The following is a 15,738-nucleotide window of genomic DNA, read 5'->3' as shown; positions in this document are numbered from 1 at the left end:
TTAAATTTGGTGAGTTATCTCTAATTCGATAACACAATACATGCTTTAACTATACCAAATAAACTTTCAGTTGGCATAACTAAGCTAAAGCAAAGTGGTGCTACTCGGTCAAAAGTAGCTTTTTTTACACCGAAAGTAAGTCAACTTGGACATCCTTAAGATATAGATCCAAGTTTTATTATTTCAAGGTGTAAAATACCACCTTTCTTTAGTTTTTAATCTTTAGCGGCTTGTATGTACCGCATCAACTAACCCATACTCAACCGCTTCTTGAGCATTCATAAAGTTGTCACGGTCAGTGTCATTGGCAACAACATCATACGGTTGACCCGTGTGTTCAGCCATCAACCTATTTAATTTTTCTTTGATTGTTAAGATTTCTTTGGCATGAATCTCGAAGTCAGATGCCTGACCTTGGAAACCACCTAATGGTTGATGAATCATTACACGAGAGTTTGGTAGACAGTAACGTTTGCCTTTGGCGCCGCCCGATAGCAAAAACGCCCCCATGCTCGCAGCTTGACCTACACATACCGTACTCACATCTGGCTTGATAAAGTTCATGGTATCGTAGATCGACATGCCCGCGGTGACAGAACCACCAGGGGAATTGATATACAAGAAAATATCTTTGTCAGGACTTTCTGACTCTAAAAACAGCATCTGCGCAACAATTAAGTTGGCCATATGATCTTCAACTTGGCCAGTTAAAAAGATAATTCTCTCTTTTAGAAGGCGCGAGTAAATATCGTAAGAACGCTCACCTTTTGCTGTTTGTTCAACAACCATAGGTACTAAGGCGTTTAGCGGGTCTATCATACCGTCATTCATATTATTGGTTCCTTTATATGCGAGGCAGGTTTGCTGCGTCATTCAAGACTCTCTCTTGAACAGACCTTAAATTATTAACTCTAATAACGAAAAAGGCTCGCAGCACTGCGTTTAACAGAGCATTACGAGCCATTTAAGCGTTAGCTTAGCTGTAAGTCAATGCTTTCCTCTAAGACGAGGTAAGAAACTTACTCTGCAGCTTGCTGAGGGTTCATGATGTCGTCGAAAGATTGCTCAACATCAGTAACCGTTGCATTTGAAAGTACTGCTTCCACAGCTTGCTCTTCCATTGCAACATTACGCATTTGCTGCATTAATTGATCATTTTCTTTGTAGTAGTTAACTACTTCTGAAGGATCTTCATATGCAGAAGCAACAGTTTCAATTAGTGATTCAACTTTAGCGTCATCAACTTTGATGTCGTTTGCCTTGATCACTTCACCAAGAAGAAGACCAGTCTTAACACGTGTTACAGCTTGCTCATGGAAAAGTTCAGCTGGTAGCTCTGGCATGTTTTTAGCGTCGCCGCCAAAACGTTGTGCAGCCTGTTGACGAAGTGCATCGATTTCTTGATCGATAAGCGCTTTAGGTACGTCAACTTCATTTGTGTCTAGTAGACCTTTGATCGCTTGCTCTTTAACCTTTGCTTTAACAGCTTGGTCAAGTTCACGCGTCATGTTCTTCTTAACTTCTTCTTTAAGCGCATCAACACCGCCTTCAGCAACGCCGAATTTAGTTGCGAACTCATCGCTTAGCTCAGGAAGCTCTTGAACTTCTACTTTTTTCACTGTGATAGTGAACTGCGCTGGCTTACCTTTTAGGTTTTCAGCGTGGTACTCTTCAGGGAAAGTTACGTCTGCAACAACTTCTTCGCCCGCTTTTTTACCAACGATACCATCTTCAAAACCTGGGATCATACGACCTTGGCCAAGCTCTAGAGGGAAGTCTTCAGCTTTACCGCCTTCAAACTCTTCACCGTCAACTGTACCTAGGAAGTCAACTGTAACACGGTCGCTTTCGCCGGCAGCAGCATCTACTTCAGTCCAAGATGCGTGTTGCTTACGAAGTGTTTCTAGCATGTTTGCTAGATCATCTTCAGTCACTGTAACAACTGGCTTTTCAACAGTTACTTTATCTAGGTCTTTTAGCTCAACTTCTGGGTAAACTTCAAAAGTTGCTTCAAACTCTAGATCTTTACCAGCTTCTAAAGTTTTTGGCGCGAAGCTTGGAGCACCCGCAGGGTTGATTTTCTCAGAAACGATTGCTTCGATGTAGTTACGCTGCATAAGGTCGCCAGCAACTTCTTGACGAACTGCTGCACCGTAGCGCTTGTTGATCACAGAAACTGGTACTTTACCAGGACGGAAACCGTCAATACGCTGTGTTTTAGACAGTTGTTGTAAGCGTTTTTTTACTTCAGTCTCAACGTTCTCTGCAGGAACGGTGATAGTCAGACGGCGCTCAAGGCCTTGAGTCGTCTCAACAGAAACTTGCATGATATACCTCAATTTTCATTTTTGGCGGCAACGCGCCTTCCTTCACAAACAAGTCGACATTGGAGTGTAATCGGAAACAACGCATTTAATCGCATTCATTCAAAACCAATTACATGTCAGGCTTGCTGCCTGCCCCATCAGGGCACTATGTTAAACATTAGACGCGGCATTATAACCTATAAAACGGGAGAGTCGAGCAATCAGAACAAATAATTGATAGATAAAATAGGAGTAAATTAGAGAGATAAAAAAAATGATGAAATTTATGAGAGAAGTGGTCGGCGATGCAGGATTTGAACCTGCGACCCCTTGGACCCAAACCAAGTGCGCTACCAAGCTGCGCTAATCGCCGATAATATATATTTTTTAGAAAAGTGGTCGGCGATGCAGGATTTGAACCTGCGACCCCTTGGACCCAAACCAAGTGCGCTACCAAGCTGCGCTAATCGCCGATATATTTTTGAGAATGTAGATGGGGCGACTGATGGGGCTCGAACCCACGACAACCGGAATCACAATCCAGGGCTCTACCAACTGAGCTACAGCCGCCACTACATACTTGTGGACTTTGTTTAAATGGCGCACCCGGAAGGATTCGAACCTTCGACCCACGGCTTAGAAGGCCGTTGCTCTATCCAGCTGAGCTACGGGCGCAACACAAACAACACTTGTGTGCTATCCACCCACTAACTTTAGAAGAAAGTGGTCGGCGATGCAGGATTTGAACCTGCGACCCCTTGGACCCAAACCAAGTGCGCTACCAAGCTGCGCTAATCGCCGATTTCGTTACTTACTTAGAATGTTTTTGTTTAACACCCCTCGTTGGCAACGGGGTGCATAATAGAGATTTGAGTAGTTGAGGTCAAACATTTTTTTTATAAATTCGTTCAACTGCCTATTTTTGACACAAAAGGGTTAAAAAGCAGCTGAAAAAGCCAAAATTCACCCAGTTTCTACGGTGACTTATACTAATGCATACGCTTTATCTCGGAATCTAACTTGGCTAATTAGCTTAAGTTTGCGAAAATATAGCCAACACCGCTGGTTTATCTATTTATGTTACTTTGTAATTGCTAAATATATCAGCTGTAGTAAAAATTATTACTAGAGTCTCTCTATGTTGACTCTATAATCGTTCAAGTAACTAACCCCTATATATAAAGGTCACCCATGACGGCAAACATCATAGATGGCAAAGCAATTGCGAAACAGGTTCGCAATACAGTCGCAACTCGTGTTGAACAGCGCGTAACTCAAGGGCTTAGAGCTCCAGGATTAGCAGTAGTACTTGTCGGACAAGATCCGGCCAGTCAAGTATACGTTGGCTCAAAGCGTAAAGCATGTGAAGAAGTTGGCTTTGTATCAAAATCCTACGACCTACCAAGCGATACAAGCGAAGCACAGTTACTCGAGCTAGTCGATAACCTCAACACAGATCCAGAAGTAGATGGAATCTTAGTACAGCTGCCTTTACCTGAAGGGCTAGATGCAGAGAAAATTCTTGAACGTATCCACCCACATAAAGATGTTGATGGGTTTCATCCATACAATGTTGGTAGGCTTGCACAAAGAATGCCTGCACTGAGACCATGTACACCAAAGGGCATTATTACCTTGTTAAATTCGACGGGTGTGCGTTACAGAGGTATGCATGCTGTGGTTGTTGGCGCTTCAAATATTGTAGGACGCCCAATGTCACTTGAGCTTTTACTGGCTGGCTGTACAACAACCGTATGTCATAAATTCACTCAAGACCTTGAATCTCATGTACGCCGTGCTGACTTACTTGTAGTTGCAGTTGGAAAGCCTGAGTTTATTCCCGGTGAGTGGATCAAAGAAGGCGCGATTGTAATTGATGTTGGTATTAACCGACTCGAATCTGGAAAACTCGTTGGCGATGTGCAATATGATATCGCAGAACAAAAAGCCAGCTTCATCACACCGGTTCCTGGTGGCGTCGGCCCAATGACAGTAGCTAGCCTTATAGAAAACACATTAGAAGCTTGTGATAAATACCACAGCTAGCTAACCAAAAAATAGGAGCATTCACCTGTTATGGATGCTCCAATTGTTCCTCGGCTTCACCATCCCTGCCCCCTCTATACTCTTTAGCAAGCATTGACTGTAACATGGACATTTGTTTTTCAAATTCTTTTTGTTCTATCGCACCTGACTCTAATCTATCAACCAGCTCTCTCATTTGGGTTTCTATCTCTTTGATCTTTTCCTCATTGACGCCAAGACGGTTAAACATCATAGTTTGCTGAGCCTTAGCTAAAAAGCTGTCATTCAATCGCGATGTAGAAAGATCTTTTTGTTTTAATGCGAACGAAAGCTCTGACTCAGCACCTTGGCTGCTCATCTCTTTTGCAAACATCTGAGCCTTAGTATCTCGCTCTTCGATCTGTTTTGCCGTAAGCGGCTTATCCGAGAGAGACTCAGTGTGGTTCATTGGGGAAGTTCTGTGTAGCAACATCGTTATCTCCTTTAAACGTCGGCTAGCAATTGCCTATTGCAGCCTTCTAGCCTTGTTTAAAGCAAATGTCACGCCATAAAATAAGAACACCACACATAGCGCATTTTCGTTTTACTTCGGTACCACAGCCATACATTCAACTTCCACTCGAGCACCTAGCGCAAGCCCATTTGTCGCAAAGGCACTGCGAGCGGGGTAAGGTTTTGAAAAGAACTTGGTGTAGATTTGATTGAATTTGGGCCATTCATTAATATCAGCAAGCATAATCGTGCACTTCACAATGTTTTTCATCGACAAACCATGCGCTTCTAAGCTAGCTTGAATATTTTCCATGGTTTGCTTACTTTCACCTTTAATGCCCCCTTTCACAAGCTGCGTTGTGCCAGGTTGAATACCTATTTGGCCTGATAAGTACACAATATCATTCACCCGCACAGCTTCTGAAAAAGGTAAATTGTGCCCCGCAGGCAGCACGGCATAGGAGTTTAAAAACTCAACCTGACTACCATTTCCAGATTTGGCATACGACAGCCCCGACAATGCCAATAAAGTTATAGCAAGTATCTTTTCCTTCATCTTCTTTTTCCATAAATTGATGTGATAAATATCCAAAATACCACTGTTCATCAGAAAACCAAATGGAGCTAGCCTCGCTCCTCACATAACCATACTTGATAATTTTTCATTGGCAATCAAATTGAACAAATATTAGCCTAAACATGCACCTACAGTACTCTTTCAGGAGAATTAGTCTAGAGTGCAAATAAATAGGCGATCAGCCGGAAAAATTAACAAAGGAATAGTTATGAAACTGAATTTAAATAAAAAGAAAGTTAAAACCCTAAGCAACGACAACCGTGCTCTACCATATGCCCAAACACCTAATATTGCAGGTGGTTATCGCACTAAAACGGGTTGTAATGGCACCACTTACGCGTGTCACTCGAATGGCCCCTGCCATACGTATTTTTGCTAATAAAAAAAGGAGCACTAAGTGCTCCTTTTTAGAATGCTTATCGCTATTAAGCTTTGCGCCAAGTTGTTTTGCCCGCACTGTCTTCTAGGACAACGCCCAGAGCAGTTAACGCATCTCTCGCTTCATCAGCGGCAGCCCAATCTTTATTAGCACGTGCCGTTTTGCGCTGTTCAATCAAGGCTTCAATTTTAGCAACCTCATCGTCATCTTGATCGCCTTGCAAGAAACTCTCAGGGGCCTGCTGTGCAATACCTAACACTTCAGCTAATTTCACCAAAATATACGCGTGCTCTCCTGCGGCTTTTGCATCTGAATCTTTTAACAAGTTCACTTCTTTGGCCAGCTCAAAAATAACTGGTAAGGCCTCAGGCGTATTAAAGTCATCATTCATAGCGGCTTCAAAACGCTCCGCATATGCATTGCCCTTTAATTCAACTTCCACCAGCTCTACACCGCGCAAAGCCGTGTAGATTCGCTCTAGAGATGAGCGAGCTTGATCTAGATTTTCTTGTGAGTAGTTTAACTGGCTACGATAGTGACCGTTAATAAGGAAATAACGAACAGTCTCTCGGTCATACGCTTTTAACACTTCACGCACAGTAAAGAAGTTGCCTAAAGATTTAGACATTTTTTCTTTGTTAACCTGGACCATACCTGTGTGGATCCAAGTATTCACGTAACAGCCATTATTTGCACAGCAAGACTGCGCAATTTCATTTTCGTGGTGCGGGAACTGAAGATCTGAACCACCACCATGAATATCAAATAAATCGCCTAAATGCTTAGAGCTCATGGCACTACATTCAATGTGCCAGCCCGGTCTACCTTCTCCCCAAGGAGATGCCCAAGATGGCTCGCCCGGCTTGGCTTTTTTCCATAGCACAAAATCAAGTGGGTCATCTTTGCCTTCGGCAACTTCAACACGTGCACCAGCTTGTAACATATCTAAGTCTTGTTGAGATAGTTGGCCATAATCTTTAAACGTTGAAACATCAAATAACACGTCGCCGCTTTTTCCAACATAAGCATGTTTTTTAGCAATCAAACGCTCAATCATCTCGATGATTTCATCCATATGGCCCGTTACTGTTGGCTCAATGTCAGCAGGTAAGATATTTAGTGCTTCAAAATCATCATGCATTGCTTTTGTCATACGCACTGTCAGATCATTGATCTCTTCTTTATTCTCTGCGGCACGCTTGATAATTTTATCGTCTACATCTGTGATGTTACGGACATAAGTGACGTCATAACCAAGGTAACGAAAATAACGGTTGATAACATCAAAAGATACATATGTGCGCGCATGTCCCACATGACAGAAATCATAGATTGTAATACCACACACATACATGCCGACTTTGCCTTCTACAAGGGGCTTAAATTGTGACTTTTGACGTGTCAGTGTGTCGTATATCTGTAACATGTAGTGATTTTCCTAAATTCGAGTTTGAAACCTTTGCATCATATCACTTGAAAAAGCTCGCCACCACTGTAAAAAGGCGAATTTTACCCTATCTAGGTAACAAAAATTAAACAGTAAAACTGTCAAAGTTATTTCAACACTTTGTAGTTCAGCAGATGTACTATAAAATAGCGTTTTAATCTAATTATTGTAATTCAAGGACCCATTATGGTTGTTTTACAAACAAACTTCGGCGAAATCAAAATCGCACTATTTGAAAAAGAAGCACCAGCAACCGTTGCAAACTTCAAAAAATACGTTGAAAGTGGTTTCTACAACGGCACTATCTTTCACCGCGTGATCGATGGTTTCATGATCCAAGGTGGTGGTTTTGAGTCTGGCATGAGCCAAAAAGAAGTTGAGGCGCCAATTCAAAATGAAGCAAACAATGGACTTGCAAACAAAGTTGGTACACTGGCTATGGCACGTACGCCAGATCCACACTCAGCGACAGCGCAGTTTTTCATTAACGTAAATGACAATGACTTCCTAAACTTCTCAAGCGAAACATCGCAAGGTTGGGGTTATTGCGTTTTTGCTGAAGTCGTTGAAGGTATGGACGTTGTCAACAAAATTAAAGGTGTTGCAACAGGTTCTGCGGGTTTTCACCAAGACGTACCACTTGAAGATGTAATCATCGAAAGTGCGTCGATCACTGAATAACCCCGACATTGCAATTTGAGCGCTACGGCGCTCTTATTCACACAAGAGACACCATGCGCAAAACCTACTTTATTTCTGATCTCCATCTAACCGAACACCGGCCTGATATCACCAATGCTTTTTATGCCTTCTTGAATACGCACATAGACAGTGATGTGGACGCTTTATATATTTTGGGGGACTTTTTCGAAGTATGGATCGGGGATGATGAAGGCGATCCACTCGCGTTAGCCATTGCTAAAAAGCTCAAGGCAATCAGTGATAGCAACGTAAATATTTATTTCATCCACGGCAATCGCGACTTTTTAGTTGGAGAGCACTACGCCAAATTATGCGGTATGACTTTGCTGCCAGAACAAGCTGTTATTGATTTGTATGGCACCCCAACGCTTATTCTTCACGGTGACGAAATGTGCACCCAAGACATTGAGTACCAGAAGTTTCGTAAAAAAAGCCGCGGATGGTGGTGGCCAAGACTCATGCTTGCTATGCCCCTTTGGTATCGTCGCAGAGTCGCCAAAAATGCCCGAGCCAAAAGCAAACTCAATCAGCAAGGTAAAGCACCAAGTATTTTGGATGTAACCGATGATGCTGTTGCTAACATGTTCGAGAAATACCATGTTCAACACATGATCCATGGTCATACACATCGACCAAAGGTACACAAAACCCCAACAAAAACGAGAACAGTACTTGGGGATTGGTATAGTCAAAGCTCGTACTTGCTTGTAACTGAACAGTCACAATCATTGGAGCAACATGAGTTTAGCGAGTAAAGTACAGAGGCACTCTACTCACTAACTTCGATTACCTATGCCGCTTTTGAGAATATTGCCATTGGCGTTGAAATCAATTTATAGAAGCTCCAATGAATTGGTTTAGTCCGAGATACCGGATGAGAAAGTAATTGTGCCGCGTAATCGTAAGAGCCATGTTTGATATGGCGTTTAGCCAAGTCACAAATATGCGCACCGACATACTTTAATACCATAGGCTTTAGACGTGCGGTAATTCGCCCTTCTGTCACATCATGCAGTAAACGCTCAGCAAATGGGCACAGCTCTTTTGGCGGCGCTTTATCACATGCACTGTTTTGCGTACCTTGAAAATAGAAACTCTCTATCAACGGTGAATAAGCGATGCGTGCGTATAGAGCAAAATTAACATAAAAGCTCTGATCCTCTCCCATCCATTCACCACGAGGAAACCCACCTAAATCGCTGAACGTTGATTGCCTTACGACGATACTAGACATCGTAAATGGCAGATCTCCACTCGCTGCTACCTCAAAATAGTTATCCATTTCGTAGCCATTTGCATCCCATTTGGTTAAGGCTATTTTCGCATCTTGATAATCACTATCACCGTAAACCTTTTGATAACGGGTTGCATATAGCCCCATCTCCGGGTACAGCTCTATGAGTGCAGCAATGCGACTCAAGAAAAATGGCGACCAAGTATCATCCGCATCTAAAAATGCGATAAATTCATTGCTCGCAAGGTTTGCACCCGCATTTCTCGCTTCCGAAACACCTTGGTTGACTTGTGTAACCAGTTTTACATTCGCGATTTTTAAGCCATTGACAATATCCGCGCTACCATCAGTGGAGCCATCATCAATAATAATTATTTCATCGGCTTGATGGCTTTGAGCAACGACACTGTTTATTGCACGCTCAATGCAATCACGCTTATTGTACAGAGGGATGACAACTGAGAATTTGATGCTGTTCATATTCATTGCTCCAATTATTCATTGATAATGCGACCGCTTGCTCTACGGGTAGTGTTGGTACTACACAGTGACCCGATACAACCTGATTTGTAATATTGATGACCTCTAACGGGTCATAGTCATTGGCATCAAATTGATACATATCTGCCATACCAATCTGCTTTGACCATTGCTTACATTTGCTGTGGTATTGCAAATTAATAAATGGGGTATTGACCATGTAGGAATATACTGCCGCATGAAGCCTCATTCCTATTACCGCTTTAAACATGGCCATACTTTGCAATAGACGCAGCGGGTTGACCGTGTAGCGAATGCGTTTTACAGGTACATAGCTAGGCATCTTGCGTAAAATTTGCTCGTGAACATTGTTATCACCCAAGGTGCCATGATCATTAAAGTCGACCAAGTAGACATCTTCACGTGTCATTTCCCAAATGGCAGTGACCAACTTGACTGCCTTTCTTATCCTTGTCCGCTCGCTGACAACATCTGCTTCACCAAATGCATTGATAGCCTGCTGGCAAAAATTAAATGCAACCCCCCGACGTTCGATAGATTGAATTGCACTGCCGAAGTAATGAAGTAATGAAGGCGCTAAATCAAATGTCTGGGCGATGTTCGCAGTCGGCGCAATCGACTTAGCAATATCTAGACTTTGCGCATCACGGACTCCAATAAAGTGACATTTGTTTAAAAACTTGGCACACTGCTTTTCGTCTGACGTCGATTTAAATGCCTCGATCCCAACGCCCACGGCATAGCTCGACTCTTTACCGCAGAGCGAAATCATATGACATTTTTGTGCGATATCACGGCTTGAGTGCAATACTGAACCGCCTCCAAACACAATTTTCTTCGCGCCATACGCTCTTTGATAATGGGTCAATCTTTGATGACCTCGAAATAACATAGGGGCTTGACCTTGTACATCAAGCTGTCTTACCAAACCGTATTGATTGCTCGCATTGACCGCAATATTGTCGCTGCCAAATGTTCTCTTGGCCCCCTCAATACTTGCTAACATCAGCGCATCGTCTCCGCTGTTGCGCATGCCGTAGTAACCAACAACATAGGTGTCGTGTTTGCTCTGCATGTGTTACTCCCAACTCTGTGTATATAACTAGATATTGCAGGTGCTATGCCAAAACAAAATAAAAAGCACAAACCTTAAAAATCAATAGGTTAAAACAAACAGGTGGTAGCGTTCGTGGATTTTCAATACGATAATTTGCAGATCGAAAATGCAAAATGCGGGGGTTTTTAAAATAAAAAAGCCAGTAAACATCTTACTGGCTGTATAAAGTGAAGGGATTGAAATTTAATATGCACCTTTTGCACCTACTACACAGGGGACAGTTTTTAGTAAAATCTTAACGTCGCTCATGATACTCTGCTCAACAATGTACTGTTCGTCTAATTGAACTTGCTGCTCAAACGTCGTATCTGCACGGCCTGTTACTTGCCAAAGGCCAGTTAAACCTTGCTCTGAATTTAGGCGCGACAATTGAGCTGGTTTATATTGCGCTACTTCCATTTCTAAAGCAGGTCTTGGGCCGATTAACATCATGTCACCTCTAACTACATTCAATAACTGTGGTAACTCATCAATCGAATATTTGCGAATGAAGCGGCCGATACATGTAATACGAGGATCATGAATGTACTTTTGACATACCCCCTCTCTAGAGCTGTCTTTTTGGTCAGGCGCTTTAAAGCGCGGGTCGTCTTGCATATACATTGAACGGAACTTGTACATAGTGAAACGACGACCAAATTTACCCACTCTGGTTTGACGAAATACCACAGGGCCTTTGCTTTCTAGTTTAATTGCTAACATCAATAGCAATAACAGAGGGCTAATAGCCAATAAACCTAGTGCAGCAACCGTTCTTTGGAACCACACAGGAATACCATGGTGAACACCGTCAATATGGTGCTTAGTTACTTTTTTCGCAGCTTGAGCTGATGCAGTTGTCACGTTTGTCGCAATTTTAGTTGTGATATCCATGATTAAAGCCCTCTGATAGATTGTTTTAAAATGAAAACTCGGAATAAGAACACTGGGTTGCCAATGACATAGCGATTGAACTTGGTTTTAGGTTCTTGCATTAAGCGCCATACCCACTCTAACCCTAATTCACGCATCCAGAGCGGCGCTCTTGGAATTGCCCCAGAAAAGAAGTCAAATAATCCACCTACTGCCAATGCACACTGGCAATTTAAACGATGTTTGTTTTTAGCAAGCCATAGTTCTTGGCGAGGTGATCCAAGCGCCACCAGCAAAATAGTCGCGCCGCTTTGATTAATTTGCTCGATGATGTCGTCATCACTTTTAAAATAACCGTGATGCGTACCGCGAATGTCTAAGCCTGTATATTGTTGTTGTAATGACTCACCCGCTTTTTTCGCAACGCCATCTTTTGCGCCCAGCAAAAAGAAAGACTGTTTTGTTTGCAAAGCGTGCTCACACAGTAGTGGCAGCATATCTGTGCCGTTGATGTTGTCCGCTAAATCGATGCCTGAATGCTGTGCAGCTATCCGCATGCCAGACCCGTCAGCAAAGTTCTTGTCGCTACCGCAAAGTGTGCTGTGAAGTTCGGTGTTATTGGCAGCTAAATTAATTGAGTTAACATTAAGGAAATACCCTACGCGACATTTTGTCTGTGGCTGCTCACTTTGACAAATCCAGTTAATTGCATCGCGCATCTTGGTGTTGGCAAACGGTATACCAAACATGTGAGTTTCCACCTGTTTACTACCGCCTTTTTTGTACAGCGTTTTGCACGTGACAAGCTTGATAACCATCAAAGCATCTTCAATAAAATTTTGCTTCGCTTGTGCTTCAAGCAGCGGTAGTTCGCCATTTAAAACTAGACCTGTGGCGTTGTGCAGCTGCAAACAATCGTATAACCCGGCTTTGTCGCACGGCGATTTAAACCTTTTCACGTTTGGTATTGAGGTTGTGCCGCGAATAATAGGCGTGCCCACAAAATGAACCTGTCCCAACGCAACATTAATTAAATTCGCGCTTGATTTGAAAAGGCCAACTTGCCAGCTATATAACTCAACGACGTCACCACCGATATCTAACCAGTTTTCACTTTTGAGTGGTGCTTTAAGAACAATCACTGCGAGTAATATATTCAGTAAATATAGGGGTATTAAAGCGACCATCAAAACCACTGCAAACGTAAATCTAATTACATTGCGTGTTGCACTTGTTTTGCCTGTCGATGCAATTGTATGTTTGTTGGTTTGAGCAGCCATGTCACTACCTCCATAATCTGTGTTGAAGAGGTAATTGCGAGGACTGTGCCAAATAAAATAAAAACTTTAAGCAATTGAATTAAATAAACTTAATGTGACTTTGTGGTTTTTTTCGAGTGGCTTTTTTTTAATTTGCAAAGCACAACGAGAAGTCATTTTTAATTTAAAAAATACGGAAGTGACTTACAGCAGCACTTCTTAGTCACTTACTAAATTGCGGATAAATACGACGAACTCTGTTAAATAGCTCCGGCAGTTTACGATTAACAACAGTGAGTTTTTTACCTTGTTGCTGGGTATCATTGAGATCGCACTTAAGAAGCAGCTTACTCACTTTAAAAATGACTTTATGGACCATTTTATCAAAAAAGCTATTTTTCAAAGGGCCATAATTAAAGTGACGAATATAATCATTCATGTCTTTCGAGTGCGTATTATTCCATTTATCACAAATCAACTGAAATCCAGAAGAGCTTTTCGCAAAGTGTGCCACATGGCCATTTTCTCCCCACCCAATTCCTTTCGACTCAGCCACAGGGGTTTCAATCGCGCCAAGTACTTGTTCAAACCATTCTATCGCTGCCGATGTATTGCGTACTAACATCACGCCTGAATTAATTTCTCCACTAAAACCATGGGCCATATAAATGAACTTATCTGCCACGAAAAGCGAGTCTATTTGTGGGCAAATGTCTTGTATGAATGCGTCAGCATCAACAAACAGCACATTTTTATAGCCTGCTTGCAACGCAGCTTTTAGCAGTAGCAGCTTAAGCCAGCAGCACTCTACCCCTAACGAAGTAAATAGTGGCCGAGTGATAACTACATAGTCATAGCCCATCTTTTTCGCATATTGCTTTTGGCTTTTTATACAGTGGCTATAACGCCATTGGTAGCCATTTAATGCAACGCTAAATACCAGAGTCTCGTTTTTATTCTGTATCACTTACTGCTCCTTAATATGATTTCGCGCTTTTTTAAAATAAAGCAAACTCAGCCTCAGTTTGCATAAGAAATATTTTTTTCATTTTAAAAAATTTAAAAAATATGCATATTAATTTGCAAAAAGCAGGCTCGAAAACGTACATCAAAAAACCATAAGTCTTTGTAATGTATTTAATTAATATTTTGGCACAGTTGCTGCTCAAGTGTACTTAACTTATTCGAAAACAAGGTCTACACGTTATGAGCTATTTATCAAAGATGTGCTTTTCTGCCGCTCTTTGCACTTTGGCATCCAGTGCGGTCGCTGTACAACAAGTCGATGGCAACTACGTATGGCAGTTTCAGTCAGGTCAAGCGTGGCCTGGTGGATATAATCAAAATACAGGTAAACCCAGTGATCTCATCTATGCAAGAGATCAGTACAGCAGTGACTTTTTTCAGAGAATTAGCAACGCACTACCTGAAGCGAAAGTAAACGAAGCCTTCATTACAGGTGACAGTGGCTCAACAATTCATTTGGTCGAGGAAGCTGAAGTATTTATTACGTTTATCCACGAAGGTGCTGGTTACAAAAACTCTTTTGGCTACTTTACATTTGACCCAGAAAATCCACCAACGTCTGCGGATCAAATCCAAGAAACCATCGTGTTTCCAAACTTGAGCTATCCACACTTAACCAATGGTCACAGAGTCAGTATTGGTACCCACCCAGCAGGAACCAGCATTGGCTTTTTTGTTGCTGCAAATGGCTTTTGGTATTACACCGGTGTAAAACCTTGGCAGATCCCTTACTATTATTCGATTTCATCCCTCAACCCAGAACCAACTGAAGACTTAAGACAACACTGCGTATTACTATATGATGAGCAAGAGCAAGAAGTCGTCATCGGTTTCGAGGACTTACCACGTACGTGGGGTGATAACGACTTTAACGATGCCGTTTTCAGTGTGCAAAGTAGTCCTGGTACTGCTATCCAATCAAGCAACCTGGTTATTATGCCTGAAGCAAATGACAGTGATGCTGACGGTATTCCAGATGAGCAAGATGAATTCCCCAATAATTTTAGACGATCACACAGCCAATACTTCCCTTCGCAAACAGGTGTCTCAACACTTGCTTATGAAGACAATTGGCCACAACGTGGCGACTACGATTTAAATGACTTAGTTGTAAAACAGCGCATTCAAACTACCTTCGATGCTAATAACGAAGTCAGTGGGTTTATTTTGCATGGTTGGATAACAGCACGTGGCGCAGCATATGAAAATGGTTACGCACTCAGACTAATGAATAGCGTACCGAGCCTCATTGAAAGTGCAACCATCACTATAGACGGTCAAGCTTTTGAAAAGTCAGTAGAAGAGTTCCAAAGTAATGCGGTTCTACAACTTTGGAGTAATACACAGCTATTTACCCAAACTGGTGAGTCCGGAAAATGTACGCACTTCAATACAGTGAAAGAATGCAGTTACTTTGAACCGATACCGTTTACATTAGATGTGACCTTCGAAACATCGCAACCTAGCTTGAATATCGCTGACTTAGATTTCTTTATATATAGAACAGCAGATCGCACAATCGAAGTCCATATGGCTGATTACCCGCCAACAGACTTATTCGACCAAACGCGCTTTGGTAAGGTTGATGACTCATCAGATCCAAGCCTAAACCGTTATTTCAGAACCGCAGATAACTTACCTTGGGCGCTGACGGTGAGCGAAGAGTTTAACTACCCGCGTGAATATATTGATGTGCTGTGGGCATACCCTAATTATGAAACCTGGGTTGAGTCAAGCGGTACACAGGCACAGGACTGGTATAAAACCAGTGACAGAGACACCCACTACTACATGCCAGAATCAGAGTAATTAGGAGCGTAC

Annotated in this window: 15 protein-coding genes and 5 tRNA genes; 5 read left to right on the top strand and 15 right to left on the bottom strand. The window is 42.3% G+C overall.

Annotation, left to right across the window (positions count from 1 at the left end):
• Positions 1-222: 222 nt before the first annotated feature.
• From clpP to N483_RS22700, 7 genes are all read right to left on the bottom strand, one after another.
• The gene (clpP, locus tag N483_RS22730) at positions 223-831 is read right to left on the bottom strand and encodes an ATP-dependent Clp endopeptidase proteolytic subunit ClpP (protein ID WP_023397164.1); all 609 of its coding nucleotides are present in this window, start codon (positions 829-831) and stop codon (positions 223-225) included.
• Between the two features lie 188 nt (positions 832-1,019).
• Entirely contained in the window at positions 1,020-2,327 is a 1,308-nt protein-coding gene (gene tig / locus N483_RS22725; RefSeq protein ID WP_023397165.1) for a trigger factor, read from the bottom strand.
• Between the two features lie 275 nt (positions 2,328-2,602).
• Positions 2,603-2,679 (bottom strand) — tRNA-Pro (locus N483_RS22720).
• A gap of 23 nt (positions 2,680-2,702) precedes the next feature.
• Positions 2,703-2,779 (bottom strand) — tRNA-Pro (locus tag N483_RS22715).
• 21 nt (positions 2,780-2,800) lie between these two features.
• A tRNA-His gene (locus N483_RS22710) sits at positions 2,801-2,876 on the bottom strand.
• Positions 2,877-2,904: 28 nt separating this feature from the next.
• Positions 2,905-2,981 (bottom strand) — tRNA-Arg (locus N483_RS22705).
• A gap of 49 nt (positions 2,982-3,030) precedes the next feature.
• Positions 3,031-3,107 (bottom strand) — tRNA-Pro (locus N483_RS22700).
• Positions 3,108-3,497: 390 nt separating this feature from the next.
• Here N483_RS22700 and folD point away from each other — a divergent pair.
• The gene (folD, locus tag N483_RS22695) at positions 3,498-4,352 is read left to right on the top strand and encodes a bifunctional methylenetetrahydrofolate dehydrogenase/methenyltetrahydrofolate cyclohydrolase FolD (RefSeq protein WP_023397166.1); all 855 of its coding nucleotides are present in this window, start codon (positions 3,498-3,500) and stop codon (positions 4,350-4,352) included.
• Between the two features lie 28 nt (positions 4,353-4,380).
• Here folD and N483_RS22690 read toward each other — a convergent pair whose 3' ends face one another.
• Together N483_RS22690 and N483_RS22685 are read right to left on the bottom strand one after the other, a co-directional pair.
• A complete protein-coding gene (locus tag N483_RS22690; protein ID WP_023397167.1) occupies positions 4,381-4,803 on the bottom strand; it encodes a hypothetical protein in 423 nt (140 codons plus the stop codon).
• 111 nt (positions 4,804-4,914) lie between these two features.
• Positions 4,915-5,379, bottom strand: a complete 465-nt coding sequence (locus N483_RS22685; RefSeq protein ID WP_023397168.1) for a RidA family protein — start codon at positions 5,377-5,379, stop codon at positions 4,915-4,917.
• Positions 5,380-5,608: 229 nt separating this feature from the next.
• On the opposite strand from N483_RS22685, the gene N483_RS27155 reads away from it, so the two are divergent.
• Complete coding sequence (locus N483_RS27155) at positions 5,609-5,779, top strand: hypothetical protein (protein ID WP_023397169.1); 171 nt, start codon at positions 5,609-5,611, stop codon at positions 5,777-5,779.
• 46 nt (positions 5,780-5,825) lie between these two features.
• Here N483_RS27155 and cysS read toward each other — a convergent pair whose 3' ends face one another.
• Positions 5,826-7,205, bottom strand: coding sequence for a cysteine--tRNA ligase (gene cysS / locus N483_RS22680; protein ID WP_023397170.1), 1,380 nt, complete (start codon positions 7,203-7,205; stop codon positions 5,826-5,828).
• A 207-nt stretch (positions 7,206-7,412) separates the two neighbouring features.
• Here cysS and N483_RS22675 point away from each other — a divergent pair, with 207 nt between their 5' ends.
• On the top strand, positions 7,413-7,907 hold the full coding sequence (locus N483_RS22675) for a peptidylprolyl isomerase (RefSeq protein WP_023397171.1): 495 nt from the start codon (positions 7,413-7,415) through the stop codon (positions 7,905-7,907).
• Positions 7,908-7,960: 53 nt separating this feature from the next.
• Positions 7,961-8,683 (top strand): UDP-2,3-diacylglucosamine diphosphatase, encoded by a 723-nt coding sequence (locus N483_RS22670; protein WP_023397172.1) that lies wholly within the window; start codon positions 7,961-7,963, stop codon positions 8,681-8,683.
• A gap of 35 nt (positions 8,684-8,718) precedes the next feature.
• On the opposite strand, the gene N483_RS22665 is transcribed toward N483_RS22670, so the two are convergent.
• The 5 genes from N483_RS22665 to N483_RS22645 form a co-directional block, all read right to left on the bottom strand.
• On the bottom strand, positions 8,719-9,642 hold the full coding sequence (locus N483_RS22665; RefSeq protein WP_023397173.1) for a glycosyltransferase family 2 protein: 924 nt from the start codon (positions 9,640-9,642) through the stop codon (positions 8,719-8,721).
• The gene (locus tag N483_RS22660; RefSeq protein WP_023397174.1) at positions 9,599-10,738 is read right to left on the bottom strand and encodes a polysaccharide pyruvyl transferase family protein; all 1,140 of its coding nucleotides are present in this window, start codon (positions 10,736-10,738) and stop codon (positions 9,599-9,601) included. Before N483_RS22660 ends, N483_RS22665 begins: the two co-directional genes overlap by 44 nt.
• Positions 10,739-10,963: 225 nt before the next feature.
• The gene (locus tag N483_RS22655) at positions 10,964-11,653 is read right to left on the bottom strand and encodes a sugar transferase (RefSeq protein ID WP_023397175.1); all 690 of its coding nucleotides are present in this window, start codon (positions 11,651-11,653) and stop codon (positions 10,964-10,966) included.
• A gap of 2 nt (positions 11,654-11,655) precedes the next feature.
• A complete protein-coding gene (locus N483_RS26710) occupies positions 11,656-12,912 on the bottom strand; it encodes a WecB/TagA/CpsF family glycosyltransferase (RefSeq protein WP_023397176.1) in 1,257 nt (418 codons plus the stop codon).
• A gap of 202 nt (positions 12,913-13,114) precedes the next feature.
• Positions 13,115-13,858, bottom strand: coding sequence for a putative nucleotide-diphospho-sugar transferase (locus N483_RS22645; RefSeq protein ID WP_023397177.1), 744 nt, complete (start codon positions 13,856-13,858; stop codon positions 13,115-13,117).
• 239 nt (positions 13,859-14,097) lie between these two features.
• Here N483_RS22645 and N483_RS22640 point away from each other — a divergent pair, with 239 nt between their 5' ends.
• Complete coding sequence (locus tag N483_RS22640) at positions 14,098-15,726, top strand: LruC domain-containing protein (protein ID WP_023397178.1); 1,629 nt, start codon at positions 14,098-14,100, stop codon at positions 15,724-15,726.
• Positions 15,727-15,738 lie beyond the last annotated feature (12 nt).

The organism is Pseudoalteromonas luteoviolacea NCIMB 1944, assembly GCF_001625565.1.
Classification (GTDB): Bacteria; Pseudomonadota; Gammaproteobacteria; order Enterobacterales; family Alteromonadaceae; genus Pseudoalteromonas; species Pseudoalteromonas luteoviolacea_F.
Note: the sequence above shows the minus strand (reverse complement) of the source record. Positions and strands in the feature narration are given on the sequence as shown.

Coding starts and splice junctions, on each gene's coding strand:
- clpP (WP_023397164.1), bottom strand. CDS start 831: ATGAATGACGGTATGATAGACCCGCTAAACGCCTTAGTACCTATGGTT.
- tig (WP_023397165.1), bottom strand. CDS start 2,327: ATGCAAGTTTCTGTTGAGACGACTCAAGGCCTTGAGCGCCGTCTGACT.
- folD (WP_023397166.1), top strand. CDS start 3,498: ATGACGGCAAACATCATAGATGGCAAAGCAATTGCGAAACAGGTTCGC.
- N483_RS22690 (WP_023397167.1), bottom strand. CDS start 4,803: ATGTTGCTACACAGAACTTCCCCAATGAACCACACTGAGTCTCTCTCG.
- N483_RS22685 (WP_023397168.1), bottom strand. CDS start 5,379: ATGAAGGAAAAGATACTTGCTATAACTTTATTGGCATTGTCGGGGCTG.
- N483_RS27155 (WP_023397169.1), top strand. CDS start 5,609: ATGAAACTGAATTTAAATAAAAAGAAAGTTAAAACCCTAAGCAACGAC.
- cysS (WP_023397170.1), bottom strand. CDS start 7,205: ATGTTACAGATATACGACACACTGACACGTCAAAAGTCACAATTTAAG.
- N483_RS22675 (WP_023397171.1), top strand. CDS start 7,413: ATGGTTGTTTTACAAACAAACTTCGGCGAAATCAAAATCGCACTATTT.
- N483_RS22670 (WP_023397172.1), top strand. CDS start 7,961: ATGCGCAAAACCTACTTTATTTCTGATCTCCATCTAACCGAACACCGG.
- N483_RS22665 (WP_023397173.1), bottom strand. CDS start 9,642: ATGAACAGCATCAAATTCTCAGTTGTCATCCCTCTGTACAATAAGCGT.
- N483_RS22660 (WP_023397174.1), bottom strand. CDS start 10,738: ATGCAGAGCAAACACGACACCTATGTTGTTGGTTACTACGGCATGCGC.
- N483_RS22655 (WP_023397175.1), bottom strand. CDS start 11,653: ATGGATATCACAACTAAAATTGCGACAAACGTGACAACTGCATCAGCT.
- N483_RS26710 (WP_023397176.1), bottom strand. CDS start 12,912: ATGGCTGCTCAAACCAACAAACATACAATTGCATCGACAGGCAAAACA.
- N483_RS22640 (WP_023397178.1), top strand. CDS start 14,098: ATGAGCTATTTATCAAAGATGTGCTTTTCTGCCGCTCTTTGCACTTTG.